Raw genomic sequence first — 26538 nt, forward strand, 5'->3', positions numbered from 1 at the left:
GAGTCGCGGCGGGCGATACGCAGGTCGGCGAGCCGATCGGCGACGTAGGTAGGCTGCGGGACATGACCACCGAGCGGGACACCGGGGGCGCGACCACCACGGATGGTCGGCGCACCCCGCCGGAACTGCCCAAGAGCCTGGTGGACCTGCTACCCCCGGTGATCATCGGCACGGTGCTGTGGGCGATCGCGCTCGCTGCCTCGCTGTTGCTGCGATACGTCGGTGGCGTCGACGTCGGGCTCTGGCCGCAGACGGCACTGGCCGGCGTGGCGCTCGGATTCATCGGAATGGGCATCGTGTCGTGGCAACGCCGAGCATCCCGGCGTGGCTCGCGCGGAGCTCAGCGCGGACTCTGACCGCCGTCGTCGGCACCCGTCGTCATCGGCACGACGTCCAGCTGTGAGTCGTCGTAGACCAGCTCGGCCACCGGCACACGCGAGCCGCGCTGCACCTTGATCTCCGAATGCGCACCGCAGCCGTACTCGACGTGCACGACATGGCCGTCGGCAGGCGAGTACTCGTTGCAGCACACCCCGAACGCCGCGCGCAGCGCACCCGACAACGGGTAGTAGAAGCCGCACGTGCCGCAGCTCTCCCGGACGCTGCGGGCCATGTCCGAGCGCGGGCCGAACTCCCCGGAACGCCAGCGCGCCGCGGCCTGCATCCTGCCCTCGTACGACAGCACCCGCTGGCGACCGAGGCCGACCTCGCGCGCCACTTCCTCGAACGCCGGATCCGGATGGTGCAGGTAGCCCGGCACGAGTCGCTCGTCGTTGGGGTCGGCCGGGAGCAGGTCGCCGATGCCCAGGTCACCCGGCCGGACTCGCCTCTCCCACGGCACCCACGGCTTCGCGACCAGCGCGTCCGGGCCGGGCCGCAGCACCGCTTCGCTGACCGTGACCGGCAAGCCCTCACCCGCCGACGCCAGCGTGATCTCCCAGAACCAGCCCCGGTAGCCGGGAACGTGGGCGTCGAACCGGTACGTCACCGCAGCGTGGTCCTCGATGACCTGGTCCACGTAGTCACCGACCGCCGAGGCGTCGTATCCGCGCTCCTCCGCCTCCTCGAGGGCGACGGCGCGGGCCGTCTCGACCGCGTCCAGCAACTCCGGTGCCGGGCGCGGCGGTGCCTCGGTCGCGGTAGTCATGGGCTCGAGAATAGACGTCGAGGGATCTGGCACGCTGGGCCGGTGCACCGCGGACGTCGTCTCCCCCGACTGCTCGGGCTCGGCACCCCCTTGCGGTTCCGGCGCGCGTGCCGCAGCAGGCTCGGCGTGGTACTGGCCGTGCTCGGGTGCATGACCGTGCTCGCCTGCGAACCGGGCGATCCGCGCGCGGATGGCGGGCGGGACCCGCTCGTCGCGCAACAGCCGCCCGAGCGCCTGCGCGTACAGGTCCTTGAAACGCTTCGACATGATCGGAACGCTTTCACACAGGGGTTGGAGATCGCGCGCGGGACACTGTACGAGGGCACCGGCCTCGAGGGCCAGTCCTATGTCCGTGCGATCGATCTGACGACCGGCAAGGAACGACGCCGCATCTTGCTGCCCTCGTCGATGTTCGGGGAAGGGATCACCATCACCGACACCGACCTGTGGCAGCTTACCTGGAAGGACGGGGTGGCCTTCCGTCGCGATCCACGCACGTTGGAAGAGCGCGAACGGATCAGGTACGCGGGCGAAGGCTGGGGCATCTGCCACCAGCCGGAGGCCGAGCGACTGGTGATGAGCGACGGCTCCGACGTGCTGACTTTCCGCGACCCGAAGACGTTCGAGACGATCGGCCGCGTGCGGGTCCGCTCCGGGAGCGGGCCGGTGGACGAGCTGAACGAGCTGGAGTGCGTCGACGACGTCGTCTACGCCAATGTCTGGCAGACCGACACGATCCTGCGTATCGATCCCGACGAAGGGGTCGTCACCGGGGAGATCGACGCTTCCGGGTTGCTGCAGCCGGACGAACGGGACGAGGCGGACGTGCTCAACGGCATCGCGGCCATCCCGGGCACCGACGCGTTCTTCATCACCGGGAAACTGTGGCCGAAGACGTTTCGGGTTCGGTTCGTTCCGGATAACTAGTCGCACCGGTGCGGGGCCACCGACAGTGTCCGAGACCACCCTGATTTTCACCTGACCTTGCTGCGGGGTTTCGGGCACAACGCAGGGTTGTTGAGGCAGGATGAGAAGGGTGATCGGTTCCGGTTCCGACGACAGGAAGGGCCCCTCGGTGTTCGGGGGCCGGACTCGTCGTGGCCGCAACAAGTCGGGCCGGAAGTGGACGCCCGAGCCGCAGGCCAAGCCCAGCGGGTTCGTGCCCCCGCCGACCAGGCGTTATCCCGAGCCGCCGCGGCCCGAGCCGGAGCGGCCGCGCCACCCCGAGCCGCCGACCACCAAGGCACCGGAGCCCGAGCAGCCGCCGCGGATCACCGCAGACCAGGCGTACACCGTCGAGCTGGAGCGCGAGCGGCGCGCCGACCGACCGGGACAGCAGCCGACCGAGCCGGGTGCGCGCGGCTTCGACCGGTACGGCACCGACGGCTATGTTCGTCCGCCCTCCTACCGGTCGCGTTCCGAGCCGCCACCGCGGCGGTACGAGGACCGGGGCTACCCGCCGCCGGGCTACGAGCCACGCGACCGCGGGTACGACGACCGCGGCGGTTACCAGCGACCGGGTTACCGGGCGGCAGGCGGAGGCCAGGAACCACCGGGTGGCCCCAACCCACCGCAGGAAGGCCCGGCGGGTCCGGGCGGGCGGATGCCGAAGAAGCTCACCGTCACCAGGGTGGCCGCGATGCGCGGCCGCGAGCTGTCCGAGCGGGCCGTGCACCTGTTCCAGCGCGCGCACCGGGCCGACGGCGCCGACGAGTCCGGCCTGACGTCGCTGAGCTGGTCGCTGATGCTCAACTACGCCAGCGACGCGGCCTTGGCCGTCGCGCTGGCCAACACGTTGTTCTTCTCCGCAGCCAGCGCGGAGTCGAAGTGGAAGGTCGCGCTCTACCTGCTGATCACCATCGCGCCGTTCGCGGTCATCGCACCGCTGATCGGGCCCGCGCTGGACAAGATCCAACGCGGCAGGCGGCTGGCGATGGCCGTGTCGTCCGCGGCGTCGGCGGTGGCGTGCATGGTCATCGCGGTCAACTTCGACACGTGGCTGCTCTACCCGGCAGCACTGGCCAAGATGGTGCTGTCGAAGTCGTACATGGTGCTCAAGTCCGCGGTCACGCCGCGCGTGGTGCCGCCGGAGATCACGCTGTCCAAGACCAATGCGCGGCTCACCGTGTTCGGCCTGGCCGCGGGTGGTGTCGGTGGCGCCATCGCCAGCTTGTTCAGCTGGATCGCAGGCTCACCCGGTGCGGCCTGGGTGGCCGCGGTGATCTGCGCGGTCGGGGCCGGGCAGGCGATGCGCATCCCGTCGTGGGTCGAGGTCACCGAGGGCGAGGTGCCCGCGACCCTGAACTCGCAAGCCATCCGGCGCAAGCCTGCGGGCAAGCAGCCGATCACCACCGGCGTGCTGGTCGCGCTGTGGGGTAACGGCACCATCCGGCTGCTGACCGGGTTCTTGATGTTGTTCGCCGCGTTCGCGGTCAAGGCCTCGGCGGAGCAGAACGACCAGGGGCCGTTCACCCAGCTGCTGCTGCTCGGCGTCATCGGTGCCGCGGCGGGCGCGGGTGGCTTCGTGGGCAACGCCATCGGCTCGCGGCTGCATCTGGGCAGCACGGATCAGGTCATCACGATCGCCGTCGCCGTCACACTGACCTCGACCGTGCTGGCCACGCTGATGCCGGGGATCGCCACCGCCGCGATGGTCGGCCTCGTCGGGTCGACGTGCAGCGCTCTGGCCAAGATCAGCCTGGACGCGGTCATCCAGCACGACCTGCCCGAGGAGTCCCGCGCGTCCGCGTTCGGCCGCTCGGAGACCGTGCTGCAGATGGCCTGGTGTTTCGGCGGCGCGGTCGGCCTGCTGCTGCCGCCGACCTACTGGCTCGGCTTCCTGGTCGTCTCGATCATGCTGGTGGTCGGCCTTGTGCAGACGATCCTGGTGCGCAAGGGCAGGACGATGCTGCCCGGCCGGGAGGTCTTCGCCCGGCGCAAGACGTCGTCCGGTGCGTCGGCGAAGCAGTCACCGGGTCCGTCCGCGGGCGAGGCGCCGCAGGCAGGCGCGTCCGGCGCCACACGGCAGCAGCGGCCGCGCACCACCAAGTGGACGCCCCAGTAGAGTCGCGGCATGCCACGACGGATCCTCGCCGTGCTGCTCGCTGCCCTGGCCCTCGTCGCCGGCTGCTCGGCGCCCAGCCCTCCGGAAGTGACGGTCTACGCCGACGGGAAGGCTGTGCAGCTCGCGCCGGTGCAGTACTGCGACGTGCAGGTGACCGACTGCCAGGCCAACCCCCAGGCAGCAGGCACGTTGACGCTGCGGCCCGGCAAACCGATGCAGATCTCGGTGCCGCCGGACGTCGCCGACTCGCCGTGGGTGGTCTACGTGCAGACGGTCGACGCGCAGGGCAAGCCACAGCCCGTGCAGCGAACGTTCTTCGCCCCCGACGAGTCCTACGCCTACACCGCACGCCCCGCGCCCGGCCAGCGACTGCTCACCGTCGAGGTGCAGCAGGCAGGCGCCCGGTTCGACCAGAACGGTGAGGTGCTCGCGCGCGGGGTGTGGTCGGTGCAGCTGCGCGGACGCTGACGGCCTACGGATCCAGGTCGTCGGCCACCGCGCGCAGGACCTCGGCGATGCGCTTGGAGTGGCGGCGGTCCGGGTAGCGGCCGCGACGCAGGTCGGGCTGCACTCGTGCTTCCAGCAGCTTGATCATGTCCTCGACCAGGCCGTGCAGCTCCTCGGCCGGGCGGCGGCGAGCCTCGGCGACGGACGGCGGCGGATCGATCAGACGCACCGACAGTGCCTGCGGGCCACGCCGACCGTCGGCAACGCCGAACTCCAGGCGCTGCCCGGTCTTGAGCGTCTCGACGCCCCGCGGTAACGCCGATTTCCGGACATACACGTCCTCGCCTCCATCTTGGGAGACGAAACCGAAGCCCTTCTCCGCGTCGTACCACTTGACCCTGCCGGTCGGCACCGAACTCACCGTTCCTTTTCCTGCTCGAGGGCGCGCGCAAACTCGTCGAGCACGCGCGCAAGCCTGCTCGCACGACGAACGCGCACCGGGAGTCGAACCTCCCGACGCGCGTCAAGTACAGCGTAGCGAGTTTATGTGGTGCGGCGCGAAGAATTCTCACGCGGCTGCGGCATCCGACACAGTGCGCCGTAACCTGGGATCCCGTGACCGTTCAGTCCCGTAAACCGAACCGGCTTGTTCCCCTCGCGGTGGCGTGTTTCGTCGCGGGAATCCTCGGCGTGCTGGTGATCCTCGGGCTGTTCGCCGCCGGGCAGACCGAGCTGCCGTGGTGGCTGAACGTGGCCGCGATCGGCCTGACGACGATCGGCTTCGCGCTGGGCCTTGTCGCGTTGGTCCGGGAGGCCCGACGGCGCGGCTAGAGGTTGCGCAGGCCGCGCAGGACGCGCTCCATCAGCTCCAGTCCTGGGCCGTCGGCACCCGCGCCCGCTCGGTGGACGGTGAGCAGGTTCTCCTCGACCATCGTGCCGAGCAAGGCCTTGGCGGCGCCGAGCGGAACGGACAGCATGGCCGCGATCTCGCTGACCGAGCGGGGTTCGTCGCACAGCGCAAGAACTTGCCGGTGTTCGTCCCGCACCACCTCGGTCGCCGCCTGAGGGTTGGCGCTGACCAGGGTCTCCATGGCGAACACGGGCGGGGCCGCGGTTTTGCCGCCGGTCCAGACGTAGGGACGCACCCAGCCGACGTCGTCCAGCTCGGGTTCCGCATCGGTAACCGCCTGCGCGGTCTGCGTGAGCTGGGCGTCCTCGAGCTGCTGTTCTTGGTCGGGCTCCGTGGCTTGCGGCTCGGGGTCACTCGGCTCTGCGGAGTCTTCGGCAGGTGTCGACTCAGTGGCGTCGCTGGATTGCTCGGAGGAGTCCGGTGTGGGATCAGAGGTCTCCCGCTCCGGTTCCCCGCCGGTCGACGCGGAGTCCTCGGACGCGTCGCTCACCGCGGTCTCGGGGAGCTCGTGCTCACGGTCTCGGTCACTCGGCGCGGGATCGTCCGCTGAGTCCCTCGCGGCAGCCTCGGATGCCCCTTGCTCGGGCTCGGCATCGCCAAGCTCGGAATCCTCAGCCGCGTCCGTCGCCATCGGGACCGCCGCCGTGCTCGCGGGCTGCGCCTCCGTCGCGGCGGCCCGGGCACGTTGTGCGCCATCGGGTTCGGCGTCCACGGCCGCGGCAGGCTCCTGCTCGCCGGCGTCCTCGGGGCCCTCGGCGGGCGGGACGACCTCGTCCGGCTCCTCCACCGGCCACGCGTGCTCGCCGTCCACCTGGTCGCTCGCTTCTTTCCGCTCCACGGTGGGCGTCGCAGCCTGCTCGTCCTTCACGTCGTCACGGTTCTCAACGGGCTCGGGGTCCTGCACGGCCACAGCGGCCTCACGGCGCCGGCCACGCCACCGAAAGGCGCTCATCGCCCGCACCTCCCCGCAGCCGTCCGGACCGAGTAGTCAAGCCGACACTTTACGTGCCGACTCCACCGACCGCAGTCCACCTCCAGGGTGCAGAAATCCACACCACAGCGGGTCATTCGTCTTCGTCGTACGGCAGGGAGACCACCAGCATCGGCCCGCCGACGAACACCCCACCGTCGACGCCGAGCACCTTGCCCCCGGCGTACAACAGCGGCTTGGTGATCTCCTCCGGCGCCACACCCATCTGGTCGGCGATCACGCTGTGCCCGTGCACGATGCGCGTGCCGCCCAGCCGCTGCAGCATCAGGTCGGCGACCTCGGGTCCGTCCGGCCCGCGGAACGCGTACCGCGTGGTCATGCGACGCCAGATCTCCCACCACTCGGTCAGGTCGTCATCGGCGAGGATCTCCCGCACGGCGTCGTTGATCGACTTCTCGTCGTCGCCCCACTCCAGGTACTCCGTGGTGTCGGAGTGCATCAGCAGGTGATCCTCGGCGTGCGCGATGACCGGCCGGGTGGACAACCACTCCAGGTGCCGGTCGGTCAGGCCCTTGATGTCGTCGGGACGGCCGCCGTTGAGCAGCCAGCTCCGCGCGAAACTGCGCACACCGAAATCCGACGGCACGGCGGTGTCACCGAACGCGTACATACCCAGCATGAGGATCTCGTGGTTGCCGAGCAGCGTGTCGACCGACCCGCCCGCGTCGGCGGCCTGGTCCACCAGATCCATCACCAGGTTGATGACACCGATGCCGTCCGGCCCACGATCGACGAAATCACCCAGGAACCACACCCGGGACTCGCCACCTGCCCACCGATCGTCGTCGTCGAGCAAACCGGCAGCGCGCAGCGCCGTGGCCAGCTCCTCCCGGTGGCCGTGCACATCGCCGACGACGTACGTGGGCCGCTCCCTGTCATCCATAGTTGATTCAACTGTAGGCCTGCCCGGAGCGTTCCGGCAGTTCAGGACCGCGAGCAAGCCCGGAAGGCCACGCGGGATGGACGTCGACCGCGGTCGCTTTCACCACGACCGTGACGGGTGTGCCGGGTTCCAGCGCCAAGTCGGCCACCGCAGCGGGCGTCAGATCCGCGGCCAATCCCCCCGCCCAGCCGGCGGCCGCTTGCGTGCGCAGCCGGATCACCGGCCCGTGCGGCTCCAACGCCGCCACGACGGCATCGGCGGTGTTGCGCGGGCTCCCGGGGACGCGCCCATCCCGCGGGTACACCGAGACCGCGGACGGGGCGAACACCGCAACGGCAGGCGAATTCTGCTCGGTGTCGGCGGCGTGCAGGCCATGGAGCAGGGCGCCGTCCGCCGTGCGCAGGCCGCCCTCGACGGCCTCGCCCGCGACCAGGTTCAACCCGGCCAACCGCGCCGCGAACGGCGTCCGCGGAGCGGACAGCACGCGCTGCGTCGGCCCGTGTTCGACGACACGACCGTTTGCCAGGACCACGGCGGTGTCGGCCAACGCCAGGGCGTCCAGCGGGTCGTGTGTCACCAGGACTGTCACTCGCCCGGTGTTCGTACGCAGCACATCGCGCAGGAGGCCGCGCATCGCAGGGGCGGCGTCGACGTCCAGCGCTGCCAGCGGTTCGTCGAGCAGCAGCAGCTCGGGATCAGTGGCCAGCGCACGGGCCAGCGCCACTCGCTGCGCCTGGCCGCCGGACAGCTGCGCCGGCCTGCGATCGGCCAACTCGGCAGCATCGACGGCGGCCAGCCACCGGTCGGCCAGTTCGCGCGCTTGACGGCGGCGCGCACCCGCCGCCCGTGGGCCGAAGGCCACGTTGTCCCGCACGTTCAGGTGCGGAAACAGCAGCGGTCGCTGACGGAGGACACCGACCCGTCGACGGTATGGCGGCAGCAAGCTGAGCTCTCGGCCGTCGAGCCGAACGGACGTCTCCGGCGAATGCAGCAACCCGGCGAGGCAGTCCAGCAGCGTCGACTTGCCCGCGCCGTTGTGGCCGAGCACGGCGACGACGTGTCCCGGTTCGGCGGACAGCTCCACGGACAGCTCGAACTGCCCCCGCACCGCACGGACCACGGCGTGCAGCGTCATGGCCGCACCCCATCGGTCATCCGGCGCCCGGAGGCCATGATCACCACGATGGCCACCACGATCAGCAGCAACGACAACGCCACCGCGCTGTCCACGTCCGCTTCGGCCCGCGCATACACCTCCAGAGGCAGCGTTCGCGTCACCGCCTGCAGGCTGCCCGCGAACGTGATCGTCGCGCCGAATTCACCGAGCGCGCGAGCGAAGCTGAGCACCACACCGGAGCCGAGCGCGGGCAGCAGCAACGGCAGCGTCACGCGGGTGAAGACGACCCACGGGCTTGCTCCCAACGTCGCGGCGACCCGCTCGTACTGATCTCCCCCGGCACGGATGGCGCCATCCAGGCTGATCACCAGGAACGGCATCGCCACGAACGTCTGCGCCAGGACGACCGCGGCCGTGGTGAACGGGACACGCACGCCGGCGACGACGTCGAGCAGATAGCCGGCGAAGCCGTTCCGCCCGAGCAAATACAACAGCGCGAGGCCACCGACAACGGGAGGCATCACCAGCGGCAGCACGACGATCGCCCGCAGCACGCGAGCTCCGCGCCGGACCCGAGCCAACACCACCGCCAGCGGCACCCCGAGCAGTACGCACAGCAGTGTGGAGATGGCGGCGGTCACCAGTGACAGCTCGAGTGCATCCAGGGAGGCCGGCGAGGTCAACAGAGCGGGCAGCCGGGCGAAGTCGACGCGAAGCAGCAAACCGGCGACCGGCAGCACGATCAGCGCCAGCCCGACCACTGCGGGGACCCACAGCAGTCGCGGCGAGCGCAGGCCGCTACGGAGCGTCGAATCCCGCGTCACGGAGCACCCGCTGCCCTTCGTCGCTCAGAACGAATTGCACGAACTGTCGCGCCAGCTTGTTCTCGGCGGCCTCCCGCAGCATCACGATCGGGTACGAGTTCGCTGCCGCGTCCGCCCCGGCGATCGGTACCCCGTCGACCTTGTCGTCGGCGGCGCGCACATCCGTGACGTACACCAGTCCGGCGTCCGCCTCGCCCGTAGCGACCTTGCCGAGCACCGACTTCACGTCCGGCTCCTCACTCGCCGGCTCGAGCTGCACCTGCGCGGCGGTCGTCAGCGCGCGAGCTGCCCGGCCGCACGGCACCTCGGCAGCGCACATGACCACCGTCAGGTCGTCTTTTCGCAGGTCAGCAAGACCCTTGAGGCCCATCGGGTTACCTGGCGGCACGGCGATGGTCAGCCGGTTGCGCGCGAACACCCGCGGCTTGCCGTCAGCGAGACGCGCCGCGGTCACCTTCGCCATCGCCTTCTCGTCGGCCGCCGCGAAAACCTCCGCCGGTGCTCCCTCGACGATCTGCTCCGCCAGCCGGGACGACCCGCCGAAGCTCAGCCGCACATCGACGCCGTCGTGCTGCGCTTCGAACTTCTTCGCCAGCTGCTCGAAGGTCTCGGTCAGCGATGCCGCGGCGAACACCGTCACCGTGCGTGTGGCCTCCGCCGGGGAGCAGGCCGCCAGGAGCGCCGCGGCCAGAGCCAGCGCGACGGTTCTCATGCCGACCTCCGCTGCGGGGTCTCCACCACGACGGTGGTGGCCTTGACAACGGCAACAGCCAACGAGCCGGGACGCAGGCCGAGTTCGCGGACCGCCTCGGAGCTCATCAGGGAGACCACCCGGTGCGGCCCGCACTGCAGTTCGACCTGTGCCATCACGGTGTCGGTGACGACATCGGTGACCAGACCGACGAACCGATTGCGGGCCGACCGGTTCACTTCCGACGGGTCCGCCACCTCGGCCGCGTACTTGCGGGCCCGCGCCGCCAGCTCCTCGCCGTCGATCACCGCGCGCCCCGCGGCGTCCGTGGTCGCGGTCAACTCGCCCGCCTTGACCCAGCGGCGCACCGTGTCGTCGCTGACGGCCAGCAGCCGGGCCGCTTCTGAGATCCGATACTGCGGCACAAAATGGAGTTTAGATCCGCATCTACGGAATAATCCACGGCTAATCGTCCGCAAGACCGAATCAGCTGCTCACGGCGCGGAAATCACTGGCGCGCACCCATTGCCCTCGCAGCTACCCTGGGGGTGTGACGGTCATCAACCTCGGAATCCCGCGCATGGTGCGCGACTACGGCGGAGGCGACATGGCTGGCCGCCCGGACACCCCGGGGTTGATCGACAAGTTCGGCCGGGTGGCCACGGATCTACGCGTGTCGCTGACCGATCGATGCAATCTGCGCTGCAGCTACTGCATGCCCGCGGAGGGCCTCGACTGGCTGCCGAGGGAGGACATCCTCACCGACGAGGAGTTGCTGCGGGTCCTGCGCGTGGCCGTGCAGATGCTCGGCGTCACCGACATCCGCCTGACCGGCGGGGAGCCGCTGCTGCGGCGCGGGCTCGAGGACCTGGTCGCCGAGATCACCGCGCTGCGGCCGCGCCCGCGCGTGGCGATGACCACCAACGGCATCGGCCTGGCCAAGCGAGCCCCCGCACTGGCCGCCGCCGGTCTTGACCGCATCAACGTCTCGCTGGACACGATCGACCGGCAGACGTTCACCGAGATCACCCGACGGGACCGGCTGCACCACGTGCTGGACGGCTTGCGCGCCGCCCAGGAGGCCGGGTTGCGCCCGGTGAAGGTCAACGCCGTCCTGCTGCGCGGGGTCAACGACCACCAGGCGTGCTCACTGCTGCGGTTCTGCCTCGAGCACGGCTACCACCTGCGGTTCATCGAACAGATGCCGCTGGATGCCCAGCACCAGTGGGATCGCGCGTCGATGATCACCGCCGAGGAGATCCTGCAGATCCTCTCCCGGGAGTTCTCGCTGCAGCCGAGCGACCAGGAGCGGGGCGCCGCGCCGGCCGAGCGATGGCTGGTCGACGGCGGCCCCGGTGAGGTCGGCGTCATCGCCTCGGTCACGCGACCGTTCTGCCAGGCCTGCAACCGCACGCGGCTGACCGCCGACGGTTCGCTGCGCTCGTGCCTGTTCAGTACGGACGAGGCCGATCTACGCACCGTGTTGCGCAACGGCGGCTCGGACGAGGACATCGCCAACGTGTGGCGCGCCACCATGTGGGCCAAGGGGCCGGGGCACGAGATCAACTCCGAGGGGTTCGCGCAGCCGCTGCGCCCGATGAGCGCGATCGGCGGGTGACATGCTCAAGGTCCAGGTCAACTTCTTCGCGTCGGCCCGTGCCGCGGCGGGCACCGACTCGGAAGCCATCGCACTGCCGGACGGCGCCACGGTGAACGATCTGATCGCGCGCCTGGCCGCCGATCACCCCGGCAAGCTGGAGAAGGTGTTGACCGTGGCCAGCTTCCTGATCAACGGTGTGGCGACCACCGACCGCTCGCGAACGCTGCCCGACGGCGCCCAGGTGGACGTGCTCCCACCATTCGCAGGTGGCTGAGTGCCCGGGGCGAAGTACTCCACCCACTCGTCCGAACGCCGTCACACCCTCACCCACGAAGGGCGTAACGAGCGGAAGAGTACGTGAGCTAAACCTCACCCAGCGTAATTGATCTCGGCAAGGCTACAAGCTGGTAACGACGCTCTGAACTGCGGAAACGCCGGGATCGTCGGTGAGAAATCTTCGTTACTATGATCTAGATCACGCTTCGTTTCATTTCCGTTATCGAATCCGATTACGTACCGTCGATGCTCGGTCGGCCCCGAACCGACCGCACAACCGGGGTTCCGCTCGCCATGCCCTGTCCGGTGGAGCCCCGAACCCATCCCCCGAACGAAAGAACTCCGGGACAGGGACGCGCGGGTTGACCCCTGCTGAGTCGGCGGCGCGGAGGTACGAGTACGTCCCTATGTCTTATCGAGGCAAGCATCGAAAGCCGTCCACTGTAAGTCGCAACCTTGCTCGCGTGGCCGCGACCGGCATGGCCGTCGGTGCGCCGCTGGCGATCGCCGCGACCCCGGCCAACGCTGCCGAGTACAACCCGAACTGGGACATGCTCGCCCAGTGTGAGAGCAGCGGGAACTGGGCCACCAACACCGGCAACGGGTACTACGGTGGTCTGCAGTTCTCCGCGAGCACCTGGCAGGCCTACGGCGGCCAGGGCATGCCGCACCAGGCCTCCAAGCAGGAGCAGATCCGCATCGCGGAGAAGGTCCTCGCCGCACAGGGCCCGAACGCATGGCCCGCCTGCTCGGCCAAGACCGGCTGGTTCAACGCCGGTGGTGGCGGCCAGAGCTACCAGGGCACCAACACCGAGGGTGGTGGCGCTCAGGAGCAGCCGCAGCAGAAGCAGCAGAAGACCGAGGAGCAGGCCCCGAAGGCCGCCCCGGAGCGTGCCCGCGTGACCAAGTCGAACCCGAACGGCGACTACACCGTCCGCAAGGGCGACACGCTGTCGGAGATCGCGGCGAAGAAGCACGTCAAGGGCGGCTGGAAGAAGCTGCACGAGCTGAACGAGGACTACATCGGCGACCCGGACCTGATCCTGGTCGGCCAGAAGATCGCGACCAAGTGATCTGACCCGGAGGGGCCCGGCGGTGGGCGCATCGCGGGCCCCTTCGCGCTCCCCGTCCCCGCTGGGCCCCGACCCCAGGGCACCCGCCGGACAAGCTGCCGCAGGGCCTCAGTGGCTCTCTCAGAGCCGCTGAGCGGCCTTGGCGGTGGTGCGCCGGCCGGAGTCCCTGCGGGTTTCGGGGCTTTCAGCGCATCTATGAGGGTGCCGACGCGCCATGCTCCGCACCCCGGCCCCGCCCCGCGCACGCTCGCCTGAAGGCCGCCCAGCACACGCTCGAGCCCACCCCGGGCACGCTCGCACATCTCGAGGTCCCGCCGCGCGCACGCTCACGCCCTCTCGAGGCTCCGCCCCGGGGCCGCGCGCCGGCCTCGCGGCGAGTCGCCGAAACCCGTCGAGGACGCGGGCGCGCTACAGGCCGAATCGACCAGTGCCGTCGAGGACGCGGGCGCGCAACGGGCCGAGTCAACCAGCACTGTCGACGGGCGCGCTACACGCCGACCAGAACGGTCGAGGACGCGGGCGCGCCGCACGCCGAGTCGACCAGAACCGTCGAGGAAGTCGGCGCGGCCTTACGGCGAGTTGACCCACTCGTCGGTGCCGTCGGTGAACTGCTGGTGCTTCCAGATCGGCAGCCGGGCCTTGGCCGTGTCGACCAGGTCCGCGCAGGCCGCGAAGGCTTCCCGCCGATGCGCCGCCGACACGGCGCACGCCAGCGCTACATCGCCGATGCTCAGATCCCCCACGCGGTGGCTGACCGCAACGGCCTTCATCTGCGGGTGTCGCGCGGCGACTTCGGCCACCACCGCGCGCAGGACGTCCTTGGCGGTGGGGTGGCCTTCGTAGTGCAGTGCGGCAACCGAACGGCCGCCGTCGTGGTTGCGAACTACCCCGGCGAACGACACCACGGCCCCGGCCGCCTCGTCGGCGACCAGCCGCTCGTGCTCGGCCACGTCGAGGTCGTCCTCGCTGATCTCGACGAGGACCACGCGGGCGGTGCCGGACTCGGTCGTCGTGGGCTCAGCAGGCTGCTCAGCGACCTGCACGGCGGAACTCTGCTGCGTCTGCGGGTGATCCCCGCCGGCGAGCTGGGAGAGCGCGTGGTCGAGCACCCCGTCGAGGACCTCCAGACCGTCGGTGACCCCGCCACGTGATCCCGGCAGGTTGACGATCAGCGTGCGGCCCGCGACCCCGGCCAAGCCGCGCGACAGCACCGCGGTCGGCACATCGGGCAGGCCGGCGCGACGAACGGCGTCGGCCAGGCCGGGAACCTGGTAGTCGAGCACCTCGGCGGTGACTTCCGGCGTGCGGTCCGTCGGCGAGATGCCGGTGCCGCCAGTCGTGATCACCACGTGCACTCGCGCGCCCACGGCCTCCCGCAGCGCGGCGCCCACCGGCTCACCGTCCGGCACGACCAACGGACCTTCGACGGCGAAGCCGCGCGCTGCGAGCCACTGGGCGATGATCGGACCGGTGCGGTCCGGATAGACCCCGGCGGCCGCGCGGTTCGACGCCACGATCACCCGTGCGCTGCGTGTCTGCTGGGCTTGATGGTCAGTCACGAGTCCACACACCCCGCTTTCCGCCTTCCTTGCGGTCCAGCTGCACGGCATCGAGCGTCGCCGCCGGGTCGACCGCCTTGATCATGTCGTGCACGGTCAGCCCGGCCACCGCCACCGCGGTGAGCGCCTCCATCTCCACCCCGGTGCGGTCGGTCGTCTTCACGGTGGCCACGATGCGCACCTCCGCTTCACCGAGCTCGAAGTCGACCGTGACACCGGAGATGGCCAGCGGATGGCACAGCGGAATCAGCTCCGGCGTGCGTTTGGCGCCCATGATGCCCGCGATCCGCGCGGTCGCCAGCGCGTCGCCCTTCGGCAGCCCGCCTTCGCTGATCAGGCCGATGACCTCGGGCGTCGTCCGCACCACACCGGACGCCACCGCCGTCCGGGAGGACTCGGCCTTACCGGATACGTCGACCATGCGGGCCGCGCCCGCTGCGTCGAGGTGACTCAACTCGCTCACATATGCAGGCTACTGCCGCGCAGTGCGCGTGGACGGAGCCAGTTCACCGGGTACCACGCGCACGAGCTACGTGGCCGACGAATGGTCCCGGCCGGCGGACGCGATCAGTCGCGCTTCTCCCCGCGCGCCACCGCGCTCACCGCCTCGGCCACCGCGGGCGCGACGGCCGAGTCGAACACGCTGGGCACGATGAACGACGGGTTCAACCGGTCGCCGTCCACCACGTCCGCGATCGCGTTCGCCGCGGCGACCAACATGTCGTCGGTGATGTTGCGGGCCTGAGCGTCCAGCAGGCCGCGGAACACACCGGGGAACGCCAGCACGTTGTTGATCTGGTTCGGGTAGTCGCTCCGGCCGGTGGCGACCACCGCGGCGTGCTTCTGCGCCTCGATCGGGTCGATCTCCGGGTCCGGGTTGGCCAACGCGAACACGATCGCGTCATCGGCCATCGTGGCGACCTGCTCGGCTCCGAACAGGTTCGGCGCGGACACGCCGATGAACACGTCGGCACCGACCAGCGCATCGTGCAGCGACCCGGAGATGCCGTTCTTGTTGGTCGTCTGCGCGATGTGGAGCATGTTCGCCGACTTGTCGTTGGTCTCCGTCGTGACGATGCCGTCCCGGCCGACCGCCACGATGTTGCCCGGGTTGTTCAGCTGCAGCAGCCGGATGATCGCCGAGCCCGCAGCACCGACGCCGCACACCACGATCGTGCAGTCCTCGATCCGCTTGCCCACCACCCGCAGCGCGTTGCGCAGCGCGGCCAGCACCACGATCGCCGTACCGTGCTGGTCGTCGTGGAACACCGGGATGTCCAGCTTCTCCCGCAGCCGCGCCTCGATCTCGAAGCACCGCGGGGCGCTGATGTCCTCCAGGTTGATGCCGGCGTACTGCGGCGCGAGGATCTCGCAGGTCCGGATGATCTCCTCGGTGTCCTGGGTGTCCAGGCACACCGGCCACGCGTCCACCCCGGCGAACTTCTTGAACAGTGCCGCCTTGCCCTCCATCACCGGAAGGGCGGCCGCCGGGCCGATGTTGCCCAGGCCCAGCACCGCGGACCCGTCGGTGACCACCGCGATCGTGTTGCGCTTGATGGTCAGGCGCCGCGCGTCCTCCGGGTTCTCGGCGATCGCGTTGCAGACCCGGGCCACGCCCGGTGTGTAGGCGCGGGACAGATCGTCACGGTTCTTCAACGCGACCTTGCTGGTCACCTCGATCTTTCCGCCGAGGTGGATCAGGAACGTCCGGTCGGAGACCTTGCGAACCCGAACACCCGGCAGCTTGTCCAGCGCCTCGGTCACGCCCGTAGCGTGCTCGGCGTCCAGCACATTGGCGCTGATGTCGACGACGATGGAGTCCGCGTGCGACTCCACGATGTCGAACGCGGTGAGCACCCCGCCTACCTGGCCGACCGTCGTGGTCAGATCACCCGCGGTGCTGGCCGCGGCCGGGGCTTCCACCCGGACCGTGATCGAGTAACCGGGACCAGGGACAGCCATGGGACACTCCGCTGTTGAATGTTGTCGTCGAACTTGCTCAACCGGCCCGCGGGCCGCCGTGGAGAGGTCAGGGCTCCTTGTTGATCTTGGTTTCCGGGTGCACGTAAGGCACGCGCTCCTGCGGGAAGGACACCTCACCGAACGGCGAGAGCGAACCCTGCCGGTCCGCGGCAAGCTCGCTCACCGGGACGTTCCCGTCGGGCACCTCGGGCCAGGCCGGGTCGATCCGCTCTTTGCTCACCCTCTTGCCGCCAGCCACGTCATCCTCCGCTGTCCACCGACTTCTCACCGGCGTTCGACAGCCTAAGGCATACGGTTGCCTTTTCCATCGCGAGCCCGGCGATGACCGGCCGCAGGGACGGAATGTCCGCCGGTTGGGGCGATCTGGGCCCCGCGATGATCGGCCTTTCGCCCGGACCTGCCACCGCGAAGCGTCGCTCCGTATTGTTGCCATGATGCTTGCTGACGTCTTGCGTGCCGCTTCCGACGAGCAGCTCGCCGCGCTGCTGCTGGCCCGCCGCGACCTGGCCACACCGCCGCCCGCGGACACCGAGGTCCTGGCCCGCCGGGCCGCGACGCCTGGCTCGGTCGCCCGGGCGTGCGAGCAGCTGAATGCCCGCCAGCTGGCCACCGCGGAAGCGTTGCTGCTGCTGGACGCCGACACCAAGCCGGTGCCGAAGTCAGCAATCGACGAGCTGCTGGGCATCGACGCGGCGGAGGATCTCGCCGCGCTGGAGCGCCTTGCGCTGTGCTGGTCGACCGACGAGGGCATCAGCACCCTCCCGGCCGTCCGCGAGACACTCGGACCGTTCCCCGCCGGTCTGGGCCGCAGCCTGCCCACGCCGGCCGACGCCGACGTGGCCGCGATGCTCGACGAGCTGCCGGACGACGAGAAGAACGTGCTGACCAAGCTGGCGACGGGCGCGCCGATCGGCCGTACCCGCGACGCCTCGGTCGACGTCGATCTGGAGTCCGCGCGTACACCGGTGCAACGTCTGCTGGCCCGGGGGCTGCTCGTGCGCCGGGACAGCCAGACGGTCGAGCTGCCCCGCGAGATCGGCCTGCATCTGCGCGGCGGCCGAGCATTCGGCCCGCAGACCCTTCACGAGCCGGAACTGCGCACCCGGTCGTTCAGCCAGGAGTCGGTCGACCAGACCGCCGCGGGCGAGGCGATGGAGCTGTGCAGGCAGGTCGGCGAACTGCTGTCGTCGTGGTCGCAGAACCCACCGCCAGTGCTGAAGGCGGGCGGGCTCGGTGTGCGCGAGGTGCGCCGGATCTGCCGCGAGCTGGAGATCGACGAGCCGCGGGCGGTGCTGCTCGCCGAGGTCGTGGTGGCCGCGGGGCTGGTCGCGGACAGCGGCTCGACCACGCCGGAGTTCGTGCCCACCACCCTGGCCGACAGCTGGCTGGCCACCGGGCCGGCGGCCCGGTGGGCGTTGCTGGCCGCTGCCTGGCTCGACATGCCCAGGTTGCCCGGCCTGGTGCACGACTGGCCGGACGACCAATCCGGGTCGGCACGGCGCACCGACGTGCCCGCGCCGCTGTCCGATCGGCTGCACCGTCCCACCGCACCCTCGGTGCGGCGCCGGGTGCTCGGAGCCCTTGCGGAGCTGCCACCGGGCACCGGGATCGTCGACAACGCCGAACTCATCGCCCTGCTGGCGTGGCGCAACCCCCGGCGCGGCGGCCGGCTTCGTGACGACGCCGCCCGCTGGGTGTTGGCGGAGGCGGCGGCGCTGGGGGTGATCGCGCTCGGCGCGGTCCCCTCGGCCACCCGTGCGCTGCTGGCCGACGTCGAGCCGGGCGAGACGCCGGACGACCTGCGCCGTCGCGCAACCGTGGCGATGGCCGAAGCGCTCCCCGACCCGGTCGACCACGTGCTGGTACAGGCCGACCTCACGGTGGTCGCCCCCGGCCCGCTGGAACCGGGACTCGCCGACGACATCGCCGCGGTCGCCGACATCGAGTCGGCCGGCCACGCCACGGTCTACCGGATCAGCGAGCAGTCGGTTCGGCGCGCGCTGGACAGCGGCCGCACCGCAAGCGAACTGCACGAGTTGTTCGCCAAGCGGTCCCGCACTCCGGTGCCGCAGTCGTTGACGTACCTGATCGACGACGTCGCTCGCCGGCACGGACGGCTGCGCGGCGGGGCCGCCTCCTCGTTCCTGCGCAGCGATGACGAAGTGTTGATCGCCGAGGTGCTCGCCCACCCGGCCGCGGAAGAACTCCAGCTACGCCGGATCGCCCCGACGGTGTTGGTCAGCCCGCTGCCGTTGGCCGAGGTACTTGACGGGCTGCGCGCGGCGGGGTTCTCGCCTGCGGCGGAAGGCATGAACGGTCAGGTCGTCGACCTGACTCCGCGGGGGCGCCGAGTCGCCGCCCCGCGCGGCCCAGCTCGCCGGGCCCTGCCCACCCGCAACCAGCTCTCCCCGGAGCAGGCCGAGGAGGTGGTCGCGCGCATGCGGGCAGGCGACGCAGCAGCGTCAGCGCGCCGTGGCGCAGGCGTCCGCAACGCGGGCGGCACCGGCGACACGTCCGCGACGCTCGAGCTTCTGGCCGAAGCGGTGCGCACCGGACGGCAGGTCTGGATCGGCTACGTCGACGCGAACGGCACCGCGGCACAGCGGGTGGTCACGCCGGTGCGCGTCAGTGCGGGGATCCTGGACGGCGCGGACAACGACCGGTACCCGTTGCACCGGATCACGTCCGCCGCCTATGTGGAATGACCGTGGGACGACCTACAGCGCGTGCAGGCTGTTCAGCAGCCGCTGCATGAACTCGCGGGACGACCGGTCGCCGAACGCCAACCCGGGCTGGTGCACCAACACCAGGCCCTCGGCGGCCATGTCGGCGACGATCACCTTCACCACACCGAGCGGCAGCTGCAGCTCCGCCACGATGTCGGCCACCGTGCGGGCGTTGGCGCAGAAGTCACAGATCCTGCGGTGTTCTTCGGTGCGGGCGCCCTCGTAGCGCCTGCCCTGCTCGCTCGTGGTGACCAGCGCTTCCAGGGACAGATCCTGATCAGGCCTGGTCCGCCCACCGGTGCGCGCGTACGGCCTGGCCAGCGAGACATGTCGCGGCGCAGGCGGGCCGGCGGTTTCGGAAACCGGATACCTGGTCGGTTCATCCATCCCCTGCATGCTCCTCACCGCGCATGATTCGTGCCGAGTCGCTCGTTCATCACGTCGACCAGCGTGGTCATCTCGTAGGCCACCTCACCGAGGTCACAGCGGGGCGAAGCGAGCGTGGCGAGCGCGGAACCGTCGCCGATCGACATGAGGAACAAGTACCCGAGCTCCATCTCCACCATCGTCTGCGCCACCGCCCCGCCCTTGAACGAAGCGGCGGCCTCTTCCGTCAGCCGCATCAGCCGCGCCGCGATCGAGCACAACTGTTCGGCCCGCTCCGGCGGCAGTCGTCGGGAACCGGCTCGCATGCGCCCGTCCGGTTCGACGATGACCGCGTGAGCGACCCCCGCGACCCGCTGAACGAAGTCCGACACCAGCCAGCCGTAACCGGCGGACTGTCCAGCGGACGCGGTCACTAGCCCTCCTTCTCGCCTCCCGTTCCTGGCCTGCTCGCGGGCCAGGACTGCCGTGGTGATCCGACGGTCGCTGGCTGCCCGGACTCAGCGTATTCATCGCGCCGCGGCTGTCGAGCCCTACGCCGCCCTTCGGCCAAGCTTTTCATGCGTCCGCGTACCGCTTCCGGTGCACGAGAGATTGGTCGGCTACGCACCGTGGCAGCCGTCTGCCGTTCGTTGCTCCCATTGGTCCCGTTCGATCCGTTCGGCGTGCCCCTCCGGGCAGTGTGATCACGGTCGGCGCCGGAAGAGCCGCTGCCGCGGGTCGCGCCGTTCGCGGAGCCGTTGCCGTGCGCCGAGCCGCTCGAGCCACGAGCCGCGCCGCTCGAGTCGTTGCCGCGGCCCACACCGCTCGAGCCGTTTCCGCGTGCCGCGCCGCTGTTGCCACGGCTCGCACCGTTCGAGGCAGTGCCGTGCGCCGAGCCGTTCGAGGAGCCGGTGTGCTGCCGCACCGTCCGGTCGTTGTCGCCGTGCGGCGACCCGTTCGTGGGCGCCGGCTTCCCTTCTGCGGCGGCCAGCTGCGCGCTCACCTCGATCGCCGCGTGCTGCCGCCTGGTCATGCGCACCGTTCGGGAGTCCAGCTCGGGCCCGGACGACTCCGACCGAGCGGAGGTCCGCACCGGCTCGCGCTGACGTCGCGTGGGCGCATCGGGATCGGCTTCCTGCCGATCGTCCTGCGAGTCACTGCTGGTGGACACCGACGCCGGCTGGTACTCGGGCTTCGTCGGCGGTTCGGTGGCCGCCCTCCGTTTCTCCGTGCGCCGCTCGGCCGCTTGCGCCGCAGCAGCCATGTCGGCCTCGGTCAACACCTCGAAGTCCTCGCCGGAGTCCGCGGAATCCTCCTGCTCGTCCCCGCCGTCGCGATCCCGCAGCCCGGTCTGCACCTGTTCGAACCATTTGCTGAGCAGATCGCGGTAGGCGGGCATCCGCTCGGTGGGGCCGTCCTCCTCGAGCGGATGACCGGGCACCAACTCCGGGTCCGGCCTGCGCTCCTCGATCGGCGCCACCCGCGGCGGCCGCGACGTGCCCTTGGTCTGGGCCGTGCGGGCCTCCCGCACGGCCTGCCTGCGCGAGGCCGTTTCCAGCCAGTCCAGCGGCCGGTTCGGGTCGTCCTCCTCGGTCCGCCGGGTGCCCGTCGGCGGCATCTCCCCGATCAACCGCGCGGGCACGATCACCACGGCGGTCAGACCACCGGTGGGCGCGTGCCGCAACCGCACCTCGAGGCCGTTGCGCTTGGCCAACCGGGCGACCACGTACAGACCCATCCGGCGGGAGGCTTCCACGTCGATCTCCGGCGGATCGGCCAGCCGCGCGTTGGCCCGGTCGATCTCCTCGTCGGTCATGCCCTCGCCGCTGTCGGTGATCTCGACCTTCCAGCAGCCTTCCCTGGTGATCGAGCTGACCACCGAGACCGTCTCGTCCTCGGACTCGTTGGTGGCGTTCTCCAGCAGCTCGGAGATGACGTGCACCACGTCGCCGACGGCGTCACCACGGACGGCGATCTCCGGGATCGTGGACAGCTGCACACGCTGGTAGTGCTCGATCTCCGACAGCGAAGCGGCCATCACCTCGGACGCGGGGATCGAACCGGGAAGCATCCGCGCGAAGTCGTTGCCCGTCAGCACCAGCAGGTTCTCCGCCACTCGCCGCGATCGGGTGGCCAGGTGATCCAGCTCGAACAGTTTGGCCAGCACATCAGGGTCCTGCTCGTCGGCTTCCATGCCGTCGAGCACGTCCAGCTGCCGCTCGGCCAGTTCCTGACCACGCCTGGCCAGGTTGAGGAACATGGCGTTGACGTTCTGCCGCAGCTCGGCCTGCTCACCGGCCAGCCGCACCGCTTCCCCGTGCACCGCGTCGAACGCCCTGGCGACCTGACCGACCTCCTCGGTGCTGTCCACCGGCACCGGCGCGACGTCGGTCTTGCGCGGATTGCGCGGATTGGCCAGCAGCCCGTGGACCGCGGCAGGCAGCCGATACTCGGCCACCTCGAGCGCGGTGCTGCGCAGCGTCCGAAGCGGACGGATCAGCGAACGACCGATGACAACGGCCAGCAGGGCGGCGATCGTGAGCAGAGCCAGCACGATGGCGCCGTCCCGCAGCGCGGACGTGCGCGCCTGGTCGGCCAACGCGTCGGTGCGTTCCTGCATCTGCGCCTGCAGGGCCTGTTCGACCTCGAACACCAGGTTGGCCATGTAGGTCGACGCGGTGTCCCACTGGGCACGATCGATGCCCTGCAACGAGCGCCCGTTCTCGCTGCGCGCGACGACCGTGTCCAGCATGTCGTTGCGTTGGTCGACCAAGGTACCGGTGACCTTGTCGTCGTACATCCGCTCTTGTTCGGGCGTCGCGAACGTCTCGAACTCGCTGCGCCAGGCCTCGAGGTCGGAGTTCGCGCCGGCCAGCTCGCGGCGCAGGTCGACCGACAGCTTGCCGACCACGAGCGCTTCGTCGACCAGGCCACGGGTGATCGACAGCTGGTCCTTGATCCGGCTCACCGCGGTGGTGGCCAGCTGCAGGCGCACCAGCTCCGGCTCACTGACCCCGGCAACCGTGCGACCACGGGCCGCCAGGATGTCCGAGATCAACGAGCCGTACCCGCTGAGCACCTTGTTCGCCGGGTACTTGTCGTGCTGAGCGCCGTAACGCAGCCGCGGCAAGCCGCCGAGTTCCTTGCGCACCTGCTCCAGGTCCTTCACGGCCGGGTCCGACATCTTCGGCTTGACCGCGTTGTAGACCTCGCTGAACGTGCCCAGCCGCGCGTTCACCCGCCTGCGCTGCTCGGCGAACTCGGTCTCGTCGTCGGCCTTGCGCCCGTTGGCCACGAACCGGACCGTCAGATCGCGCTCGCGCTGCAATGCGTGCACCAGGCCCGCCAGCGCCCGGTCGGCCGTCACCCGCGCCGACAGCTCACTGAGGTTGTTGGCCGCCCGCAGCTGGGTGTTGAAGTGCAGTCCGATCAACACCAACGCGGTCAGGGTCGGGATGAGCAGGACCGCGATCAGCTTGGTGCGCAGCGACCAGTTGCGCAGCCGCCACGGCGTTCCGGACCGGGTGCGGCGCATCTGCGCGATCGTCTTGCCAAGGCGATCGCGTCCGGTGCGCGCAGGTTCGGGCGCACGGCTCACCGCGTCACCCTCCCGGGCCTTCCTCCGCACTACGCCCCTTTCGGTACTGCATCCGTCCGGCGCTCCGCGTGGGCCGGTGCCCCGTGCGGCCTACGGAGCTGCTCAGTTCTTGTGGGAACGAATGAGAACTCCTGGAGGGTAATGCGCGAGCGAAACAGAGCAAAGGTCCTGCAATTGCAGTAGTGCTTGCTGACGGAGCGTGCAGGCGGTCCGATTTGCCGGATTTCCGCGCGGCGAGAACCGCCGACGAACCGTATCCCCCGGTCGGTGCGTGCTGACTAGAATCCGCCCAGACCTGCACAATCTCCGATTCGGACGGCACACAATGCGCGTGACGCTCATCCGTCGCCTCCGGCGCCTGTCCGTGCTGGGGATGAGCATGTGCGTGGCCCTGATCGGCGTCGCTTGTACGACGATCTCACCCGAACGGCCGTATCCGGTGGAGCAGCAAACTCTCCGTGTAGCGGCCAGGGCGTCGGTCGACGTGGTTCCGCTGCGGCTCGGCGTGCGGCGCGGCTTCTTCCGCGAAGAGGGTTTGCAGCTCCGGTTCGTCAAGCAGCCCACCGACGCCGGCGTGCTCCGGGCGGTCATGGACGGCACCGCCGATGTCGGCCTGGTCAGCAATTACTTGATGTTGCGCAGAGCGGCCGAGGGGACACGCTTCGAAGTGCAGGGTGAGGCGTACACGTGCGGTCCGAACACGATGGCGCTGGTTGCCCTGCCGGGGCACGGCTACGAGGTGCCGACGGACAAGCCCGACCCGATCATCGGCGTCGAACCGGGTAGGCCGTTCGGCGAGCTGGCCACCAGGATGCGGCTGTCCACCGAGGGCGTCGACCCGGACGACATCACGTTCGTCGAGCTGGGGTTCTCGGCGATGATGGATGCGCTGCAGTCCGGGAAGGTCGACGCGGTGTGGATGACCGAACCCAATATCAGCCGCGCGCAGAAGGAGCACGGCGCGGAGATCATCATGGACACCGCCCGGGGCGCGCTGATGGACTTTCCGCTCTCCTCCTATGTGGCGCCGCACCACCGCGCACACGCCCGACCGGAGACGTATGCGGCTTTTCGTCGCGCCTTGGTGCGCTCGCAGGCGCTCGCGGCCGACGGTGCGGCCGTGCGTTCGGAGTTGAGCAAGCTGACCGGGCTGGACAGGACCACGACACAGATGGTCGCCCTCGGCACGTTCCCCACGTCGCTGAACGAGGGCAGGCTGCAGCGGGTGGCCGATCTGCTGCATCGCTCCGGGGTGGTGGCCGAGCGCATCGCCGTGGTCGAGCTGCTGCCGGGACGCGCCGCCTCCTGACGCGCCCCGGCGGCAGAAGCTGCGTAGACCCCTTCCGCCAGGCAGTTCGTGCCGCCGCCACGCACGCAAGCCGCGGCGCGCAGCCTCATCTGGTGACCCGTGCATCACACCGAGCGGCGAGCGAGTCGGTGGGCGCAGCTATAAAGGACGGATGAGCAATGGTCCGTTGATCGTCCAGTCGGACAAGACCGTACTGCTCGAGGTCGACCACGAAGGTGCCGACGAGGCCCGGATGGCCATCGCGCCGTTCGCCGAGCTCGAGCGCGCACCGGAGCATGTCCACACGTACCGAATCACGCCGCTGGCGTTGTGGAACGCGCGCGCAGCCGGGCATGACGCCGAGCAGGTCGTGGACGCGCTGACGAAGCACTCGCGCTTCCCCGTCCCGCAACCGTTGCTGATCGACGTGGTCGACACCATGGCGCGCTTCGGCCGCCTGCAGCTGGTCAACCACCCGGCGCACGGGCTGGTGATGACCACGACCGACCGCGCGGTGCTGGAAGAGGTGCTGCGCAACAAGAAGATCAGTCCGATGCTCGGCGAGCGGATCGACGAGGACACCGTCGTCGTGCACCCGTCCGAGCGTGGGCGGCTCAAGCAGGCGCTGCTGAAGATCGGTTGGCCCGCTGAGGACCACGCGGGCTACGTCGACGGCGAAGCGCACCCGATGTCCCTGCGCGAGGACGGCTGGCAGCTGCGTGACTACCAGCGCCAGGCCGCGGACGCGTTCTGGGCTGGTGGTTCAGGCGTCGTGGTGCTGCCGTGCGGCGCGGGGAAGACGCTGGTCGGCGCGGCCGCCATGGCCCGCGCCGAGGCCACCACGCTGATCATGGTGACCAACACGGTGGCGGGTCGGCAGTGGAAGCGCGAGCTGTTGGCCCGCACGTCGCTGACCGAGAACGAGATCGGCGAGTACTCCGGCGAGCGCAAGGAGATCCGCCCGGTCACCATCGCCACGTACCAGGTGCTCACGCGCAAGACCAAGGGTTCCTACCGGCACCTGGAGCTGTTCGACTCCCGGGACTGGGGGCTGGTGATCTACGACGAGGTGCACCTGCTGCCCGCTCCGGTGTTCCGGATGACCGCAGATCTGCAATCCCGTCGCAGGCTGGGCCTGACCGCCACGCTGGTGCGCGAGGACGGCCGAGAGGGCGACGTGTTCTCGCTGATCGGGCCGAAGCGGTACGACGTGCCGTGGCGGGACATCGAGCAGCAGGGCTGGATCGCGCCCGCCGAGTGCATCGAGGTGCGCGTGACGCTCACGGATTCCGAGCGGATGGCCTACGCAACGGCCGACGCGGACCAGCGCTACCGGATCTGCTCGACCGCGCGGTCGAAGACGCCGGCGATCAAGTCGATCGTGAACAAGCACGCCGACGAGCAGGTGCTGATCATCGGCGCCTACCTGGAGCAACTCGAAGAGATCGGCGCGGAGCTGGACGCCCCGGTGATCCAGGGGTCGACGCGCACGGCCGAGCGCGAGCGGCTGTTCGACGCGTTCCGCTCGGGCGAGCTGCGTGCGCTGGTGGTGTCGAAGGTGGCGAACTTCTCCATCGACCTGCCCGAGGCAGCGGTGGCGATTCAGATCTCCGGCACCTTCGGGTCGCGCCAGGAGGAGGCGCAGCGGCTCGGCAGACTGCTGCGGCCCAAGGCGGACGGACGGCAGGCGCACTTCTATTCGATCGTCGCGCGAGACACCGTGGACGCCGACTACGCGGCCCACCGGCAGCGTTTCCTCGCCGAGCAGGGCTACGCCTACACCATCCGCGACGCGGAGGCCTTCGAAGGCTGATTTCCGCAGGTCAGCGGCACTGTGTAAGGATTGATGAGAGCTACTTCACGTCCGACTGCGTGATCCCTTACCCGCGGGCCGCCGATGCCCTTACCCGGGCCGAATCACGAGGCGAATGCCTGATGTCGGCGGGTGGGCCTTACCCCGACTCTGGTAATCGAGGCGGAAGTAGGAGGCCCGAA

General features: G+C 70.0%; 26 protein-coding genes. 11 read left to right on the top strand and 15 right to left on the bottom strand.

Annotation, left to right across the window (positions count from 1 at the left end; translation table 11 throughout):
• The first annotated feature begins 62 nt into the window (after positions 1-62).
• Positions 63-356, top strand: coding sequence for a DUF2530 domain-containing protein (locus tag YWM_RS0103860; protein ID WP_052344531.1), 294 nt, complete (start codon positions 63-65; stop codon positions 354-356).
• Here YWM_RS0103860 and YWM_RS22095 read toward each other — a convergent pair.
• The gene (locus YWM_RS22095) at positions 341-1414 is read right to left on the bottom strand and encodes a DUF3027 domain-containing protein (RefSeq protein ID WP_342664920.1); all 1074 of its coding nucleotides are present in this window, start codon (positions 1412-1414) and stop codon (positions 341-343) included. The two genes, YWM_RS0103860 and YWM_RS22095, sit on opposite strands and share 16 nt — an antisense overlap.
• Here YWM_RS22095 and YWM_RS0103875 point away from each other — a divergent pair.
• From YWM_RS0103875 to YWM_RS0103885, 3 genes are all read left to right on the top strand, one after another.
• On the top strand, positions 1382-2074 hold the full coding sequence (locus YWM_RS0103875) for a glutaminyl-peptide cyclotransferase (protein WP_342664926.1): 693 nt from the start codon (positions 1382-1384) through the stop codon (positions 2072-2074). The two genes, YWM_RS22095 and YWM_RS0103875, sit on opposite strands and share 33 nt — an antisense overlap.
• 148 nt (positions 2075-2222) lie before the next feature.
• Positions 2223-4211, top strand: coding sequence for an MFS transporter (locus tag YWM_RS22100; RefSeq protein WP_425426501.1), 1989 nt, complete (start codon positions 2223-2225; stop codon positions 4209-4211).
• Between the two features lie 9 nt (positions 4212-4220).
• Positions 4221-4679, top strand: coding sequence for a DUF2771 family protein (locus YWM_RS0103885; RefSeq protein ID WP_028849606.1), 459 nt, complete (start codon positions 4221-4223; stop codon positions 4677-4679).
• Positions 4680-4683: 4 nt separating this feature from the next.
• On the opposite strand, the gene YWM_RS0103890 is transcribed toward YWM_RS0103885, so the two are convergent.
• A complete protein-coding gene (locus YWM_RS0103890; RefSeq protein WP_028849607.1) occupies positions 4684-5070 on the bottom strand; it encodes a cold-shock protein in 387 nt (128 codons plus the stop codon).
• Positions 5071-5273: 203 nt separating this feature from the next.
• Here YWM_RS0103890 and YWM_RS26030 point away from each other — a divergent pair, with 203 nt between their 5' ends.
• The gene (locus YWM_RS26030; protein ID WP_028849608.1) at positions 5274-5489 is read left to right on the top strand and encodes a hypothetical protein; all 216 of its coding nucleotides are present in this window, start codon (positions 5274-5276) and stop codon (positions 5487-5489) included.
• On the opposite strand, the gene YWM_RS25085 is transcribed toward YWM_RS26030, so the two are convergent.
• From YWM_RS25085 to YWM_RS0103925, 6 genes are all read right to left on the bottom strand, one after another.
• The gene (locus tag YWM_RS25085; RefSeq protein WP_084612171.1) at positions 5486-6520 is read right to left on the bottom strand and encodes a DUF742 domain-containing protein; all 1035 of its coding nucleotides are present in this window, start codon (positions 6518-6520) and stop codon (positions 5486-5488) included. The genes YWM_RS26030 and YWM_RS25085 overlap by 4 nt on opposite strands.
• Positions 6521-6632: 112 nt before the next feature.
• Positions 6633-7442 carry a metallophosphoesterase gene (locus YWM_RS0103905; RefSeq protein WP_028849609.1) on the bottom strand — a complete coding sequence of 270 codons (810 nt, stop codon included), beginning with the start codon at positions 7440-7442 and terminating at the stop codon, positions 6633-6635.
• A gap of 7 nt (positions 7443-7449) precedes the next feature.
• Positions 7450-8577, bottom strand: a complete 1128-nt coding sequence (locus YWM_RS22110; protein ID WP_052344534.1) for a sulfate/molybdate ABC transporter ATP-binding protein — start codon at positions 8575-8577, stop codon at positions 7450-7452.
• The gene (locus tag YWM_RS0103915) at positions 8574-9383 is read right to left on the bottom strand and encodes an ABC transporter permease (RefSeq protein ID WP_043659585.1); all 810 of its coding nucleotides are present in this window, start codon (positions 9381-9383) and stop codon (positions 8574-8576) included. Before YWM_RS0103915 ends, YWM_RS22110 begins: the two co-directional genes overlap by 4 nt.
• The gene (gene modA, locus YWM_RS0103920; RefSeq protein ID WP_028849611.1) at positions 9358-10095 is read right to left on the bottom strand and encodes a molybdate ABC transporter substrate-binding protein; all 738 of its coding nucleotides are present in this window, start codon (positions 10093-10095) and stop codon (positions 9358-9360) included. Before modA ends, YWM_RS0103915 begins: the two co-directional genes overlap by 26 nt.
• A complete protein-coding gene (locus tag YWM_RS0103925; RefSeq protein WP_028849612.1) occupies positions 10092-10499 on the bottom strand; it encodes a TOBE domain-containing protein in 408 nt (135 codons plus the stop codon). The genes modA and YWM_RS0103925 overlap by 4 nt, the downstream gene beginning before the upstream one ends.
• Before the next feature lie 155 nt (positions 10500-10654).
• Between YWM_RS0103925 and moaA the strand changes: the two genes are divergently transcribed.
• From moaA to YWM_RS0103940, 3 genes are all read left to right on the top strand, one after another.
• The gene (moaA, locus tag YWM_RS0103930; RefSeq protein WP_084612172.1) at positions 10655-11692 is read left to right on the top strand and encodes a GTP 3',8-cyclase MoaA; all 1038 of its coding nucleotides are present in this window, start codon (positions 10655-10657) and stop codon (positions 11690-11692) included.
• A 1-nt stretch (position 11693) separates the two neighbouring features.
• Positions 11694-11948: a MoaD/ThiS family protein gene (locus YWM_RS0103935; RefSeq protein ID WP_028849614.1), complete on the top strand. Its 255-nt coding sequence runs from the start codon at positions 11694-11696 to the stop codon at positions 11946-11948.
• 409 nt (positions 11949-12357) lie between these two features.
• Positions 12358-13023 carry a LysM peptidoglycan-binding domain-containing protein gene (locus tag YWM_RS0103940; RefSeq protein WP_028849615.1) on the top strand — a complete coding sequence of 222 codons (666 nt, stop codon included), beginning with the start codon at positions 12358-12360 and terminating at the stop codon, positions 13021-13023.
• A 569-nt stretch (positions 13024-13592) separates the two neighbouring features.
• Here YWM_RS0103940 and YWM_RS0103945 read toward each other — a convergent pair.
• The 4 genes from YWM_RS0103945 to YWM_RS0103960 form a co-directional block, all read right to left on the bottom strand.
• Positions 13593-14582: a molybdenum cofactor biosynthesis protein MoaE gene (locus YWM_RS0103945; RefSeq protein WP_028849616.1), complete on the bottom strand. Its 990-nt coding sequence runs from the start codon at positions 14580-14582 to the stop codon at positions 13593-13595.
• Positions 14575-15045, bottom strand: coding sequence for a cyclic pyranopterin monophosphate synthase MoaC (gene moaC / locus YWM_RS0103950; RefSeq protein ID WP_028849617.1), 471 nt, complete (start codon positions 15043-15045; stop codon positions 14575-14577). The genes YWM_RS0103945 and moaC overlap by 8 nt, the downstream gene beginning before the upstream one ends.
• Positions 15046-15149: 104 nt before the next feature.
• Complete coding sequence (locus YWM_RS0103955) at positions 15150-16544, bottom strand: NAD-dependent malic enzyme (protein ID WP_028849618.1); 1395 nt, start codon at positions 16542-16544, stop codon at positions 15150-15152.
• A gap of 67 nt (positions 16545-16611) precedes the next feature.
• On the bottom strand, positions 16612-16803 hold the full coding sequence (locus tag YWM_RS0103960; RefSeq protein ID WP_028849619.1) for a hypothetical protein: 192 nt from the start codon (positions 16801-16803) through the stop codon (positions 16612-16614).
• Positions 16804-16987: 184 nt separating this feature from the next.
• On the opposite strand from YWM_RS0103960, the gene YWM_RS0103965 reads away from it, so the two are divergent.
• On the top strand, positions 16988-19270 hold the full coding sequence (locus YWM_RS0103965; RefSeq protein WP_028849620.1) for a helicase-associated domain-containing protein: 2283 nt from the start codon (positions 16988-16990) through the stop codon (positions 19268-19270).
• 12 nt (positions 19271-19282) lie between these two features.
• On the opposite strand, the gene YWM_RS0103970 is transcribed toward YWM_RS0103965, so the two are convergent.
• The 3 genes from YWM_RS0103970 to YWM_RS22115 are packed head-to-tail and all read right to left on the bottom strand — an operon-like array spanning position 19283 to position 23255.
• A complete protein-coding gene (locus YWM_RS0103970) occupies positions 19283-19678 on the bottom strand; it encodes a DUF742 domain-containing protein (RefSeq protein ID WP_156914628.1) in 396 nt (131 codons plus the stop codon).
• 14 nt (positions 19679-19692) lie between these two features.
• On the bottom strand, positions 19693-20091 hold the full coding sequence (locus tag YWM_RS0103975) for a roadblock/LC7 domain-containing protein (RefSeq protein WP_028849622.1): 399 nt from the start codon (positions 20089-20091) through the stop codon (positions 19693-19695).
• Positions 20091-23255, bottom strand: coding sequence for a sensor histidine kinase (locus YWM_RS22115; protein ID WP_052344536.1), 3165 nt, complete (start codon positions 23253-23255; stop codon positions 20091-20093). The genes YWM_RS0103975 and YWM_RS22115 overlap by 1 nt, the downstream gene beginning before the upstream one ends.
• Positions 23256-23586: 331 nt before the next feature.
• Between YWM_RS22115 and YWM_RS0103985 the strand changes: the two genes are divergently transcribed.
• Both YWM_RS0103985 and YWM_RS0103990 read left to right on the top strand, forming a co-directional pair.
• On the top strand, positions 23587-24564 hold the full coding sequence (locus tag YWM_RS0103985; RefSeq protein WP_169720957.1) for an ABC transporter substrate-binding protein: 978 nt from the start codon (positions 23587-23589) through the stop codon (positions 24562-24564).
• A gap of 151 nt (positions 24565-24715) precedes the next feature.
• Positions 24716-26356 (top strand): DNA repair helicase XPB, encoded by a 1641-nt coding sequence (locus YWM_RS0103990; protein WP_028849624.1) that lies wholly within the window; start codon positions 24716-24718, stop codon positions 26354-26356.
• Positions 26357-26538 lie beyond the last annotated feature (182 nt).

This window comes from Thermocrispum municipale DSM 44069 (genome assembly GCF_000427825.1).
GTDB lineage: Bacteria > Actinomycetota > Actinomycetes > Mycobacteriales > Pseudonocardiaceae > Thermocrispum > Thermocrispum municipale.

What these genes read in the sequence shown, in the direction of transcription:
- YWM_RS0103860 (WP_052344531.1), top strand. Translation starts at nt 63, where the DNA reads ATGACCACCGAGCGGGACACCGGGGGCGCGACCACCACGGATGGTCGG.
- YWM_RS22095 (WP_342664920.1), bottom strand. Translation starts at nt 1,414, where the DNA reads ATGTCGAAGCGTTTCAAGGACCTGTACGCGCAGGCGCTCGGGCGGCTG.
- YWM_RS0103885 (WP_028849606.1), top strand. Translation starts at nt 4,221, where the DNA reads ATGCCACGACGGATCCTCGCCGTGCTGCTCGCTGCCCTGGCCCTCGTC.
- YWM_RS25085 (WP_084612171.1), bottom strand. Translation starts at nt 6,520, where the DNA reads ATGAGCGCCTTTCGGTGGCGTGGCCGGCGCCGTGAGGCCGCTGTGGCC.
- YWM_RS0103905 (WP_028849609.1), bottom strand. Translation starts at nt 7,442, where the DNA reads ATGGATGACAGGGAGCGGCCCACGTACGTCGTCGGCGATGTGCACGGC.
- YWM_RS22110 (WP_052344534.1), bottom strand. Translation starts at nt 8,577, where the DNA reads ATGACGCTGCACGCCGTGGTCCGTGCGGTGCGGGGGCAGTTCGAGCTG.
- modA (WP_028849611.1), bottom strand. Translation starts at nt 10,095, where the DNA reads ATGAGAACCGTCGCGCTGGCTCTGGCCGCGGCGCTCCTGGCGGCCTGC.
- moaA (WP_084612172.1), top strand. Translation starts at nt 10,655, where the DNA reads ATGGTGCGCGACTACGGCGGAGGCGACATGGCTGGCCGCCCGGACACC.
- YWM_RS0103935 (WP_028849614.1), top strand. Translation starts at nt 11,694, where the DNA reads ATGCTCAAGGTCCAGGTCAACTTCTTCGCGTCGGCCCGTGCCGCGGCG.
- YWM_RS0103940 (WP_028849615.1), top strand. Translation starts at nt 12,358, where the DNA reads ATGTCTTATCGAGGCAAGCATCGAAAGCCGTCCACTGTAAGTCGCAAC.
- YWM_RS0103955 (WP_028849618.1), bottom strand. Translation starts at nt 16,544, where the DNA reads ATGGCTGTCCCTGGTCCCGGTTACTCGATCACGGTCCGGGTGGAAGCC.
- YWM_RS0103970 (WP_156914628.1), bottom strand. Translation starts at nt 19,678, where the DNA reads ATGGATGAACCGACCAGGTATCCGGTTTCCGAAACCGCCGGCCCGCCT.
- YWM_RS0103990 (WP_028849624.1), top strand. Translation starts at nt 24,716, where the DNA reads ATGAGCAATGGTCCGTTGATCGTCCAGTCGGACAAGACCGTACTGCTC.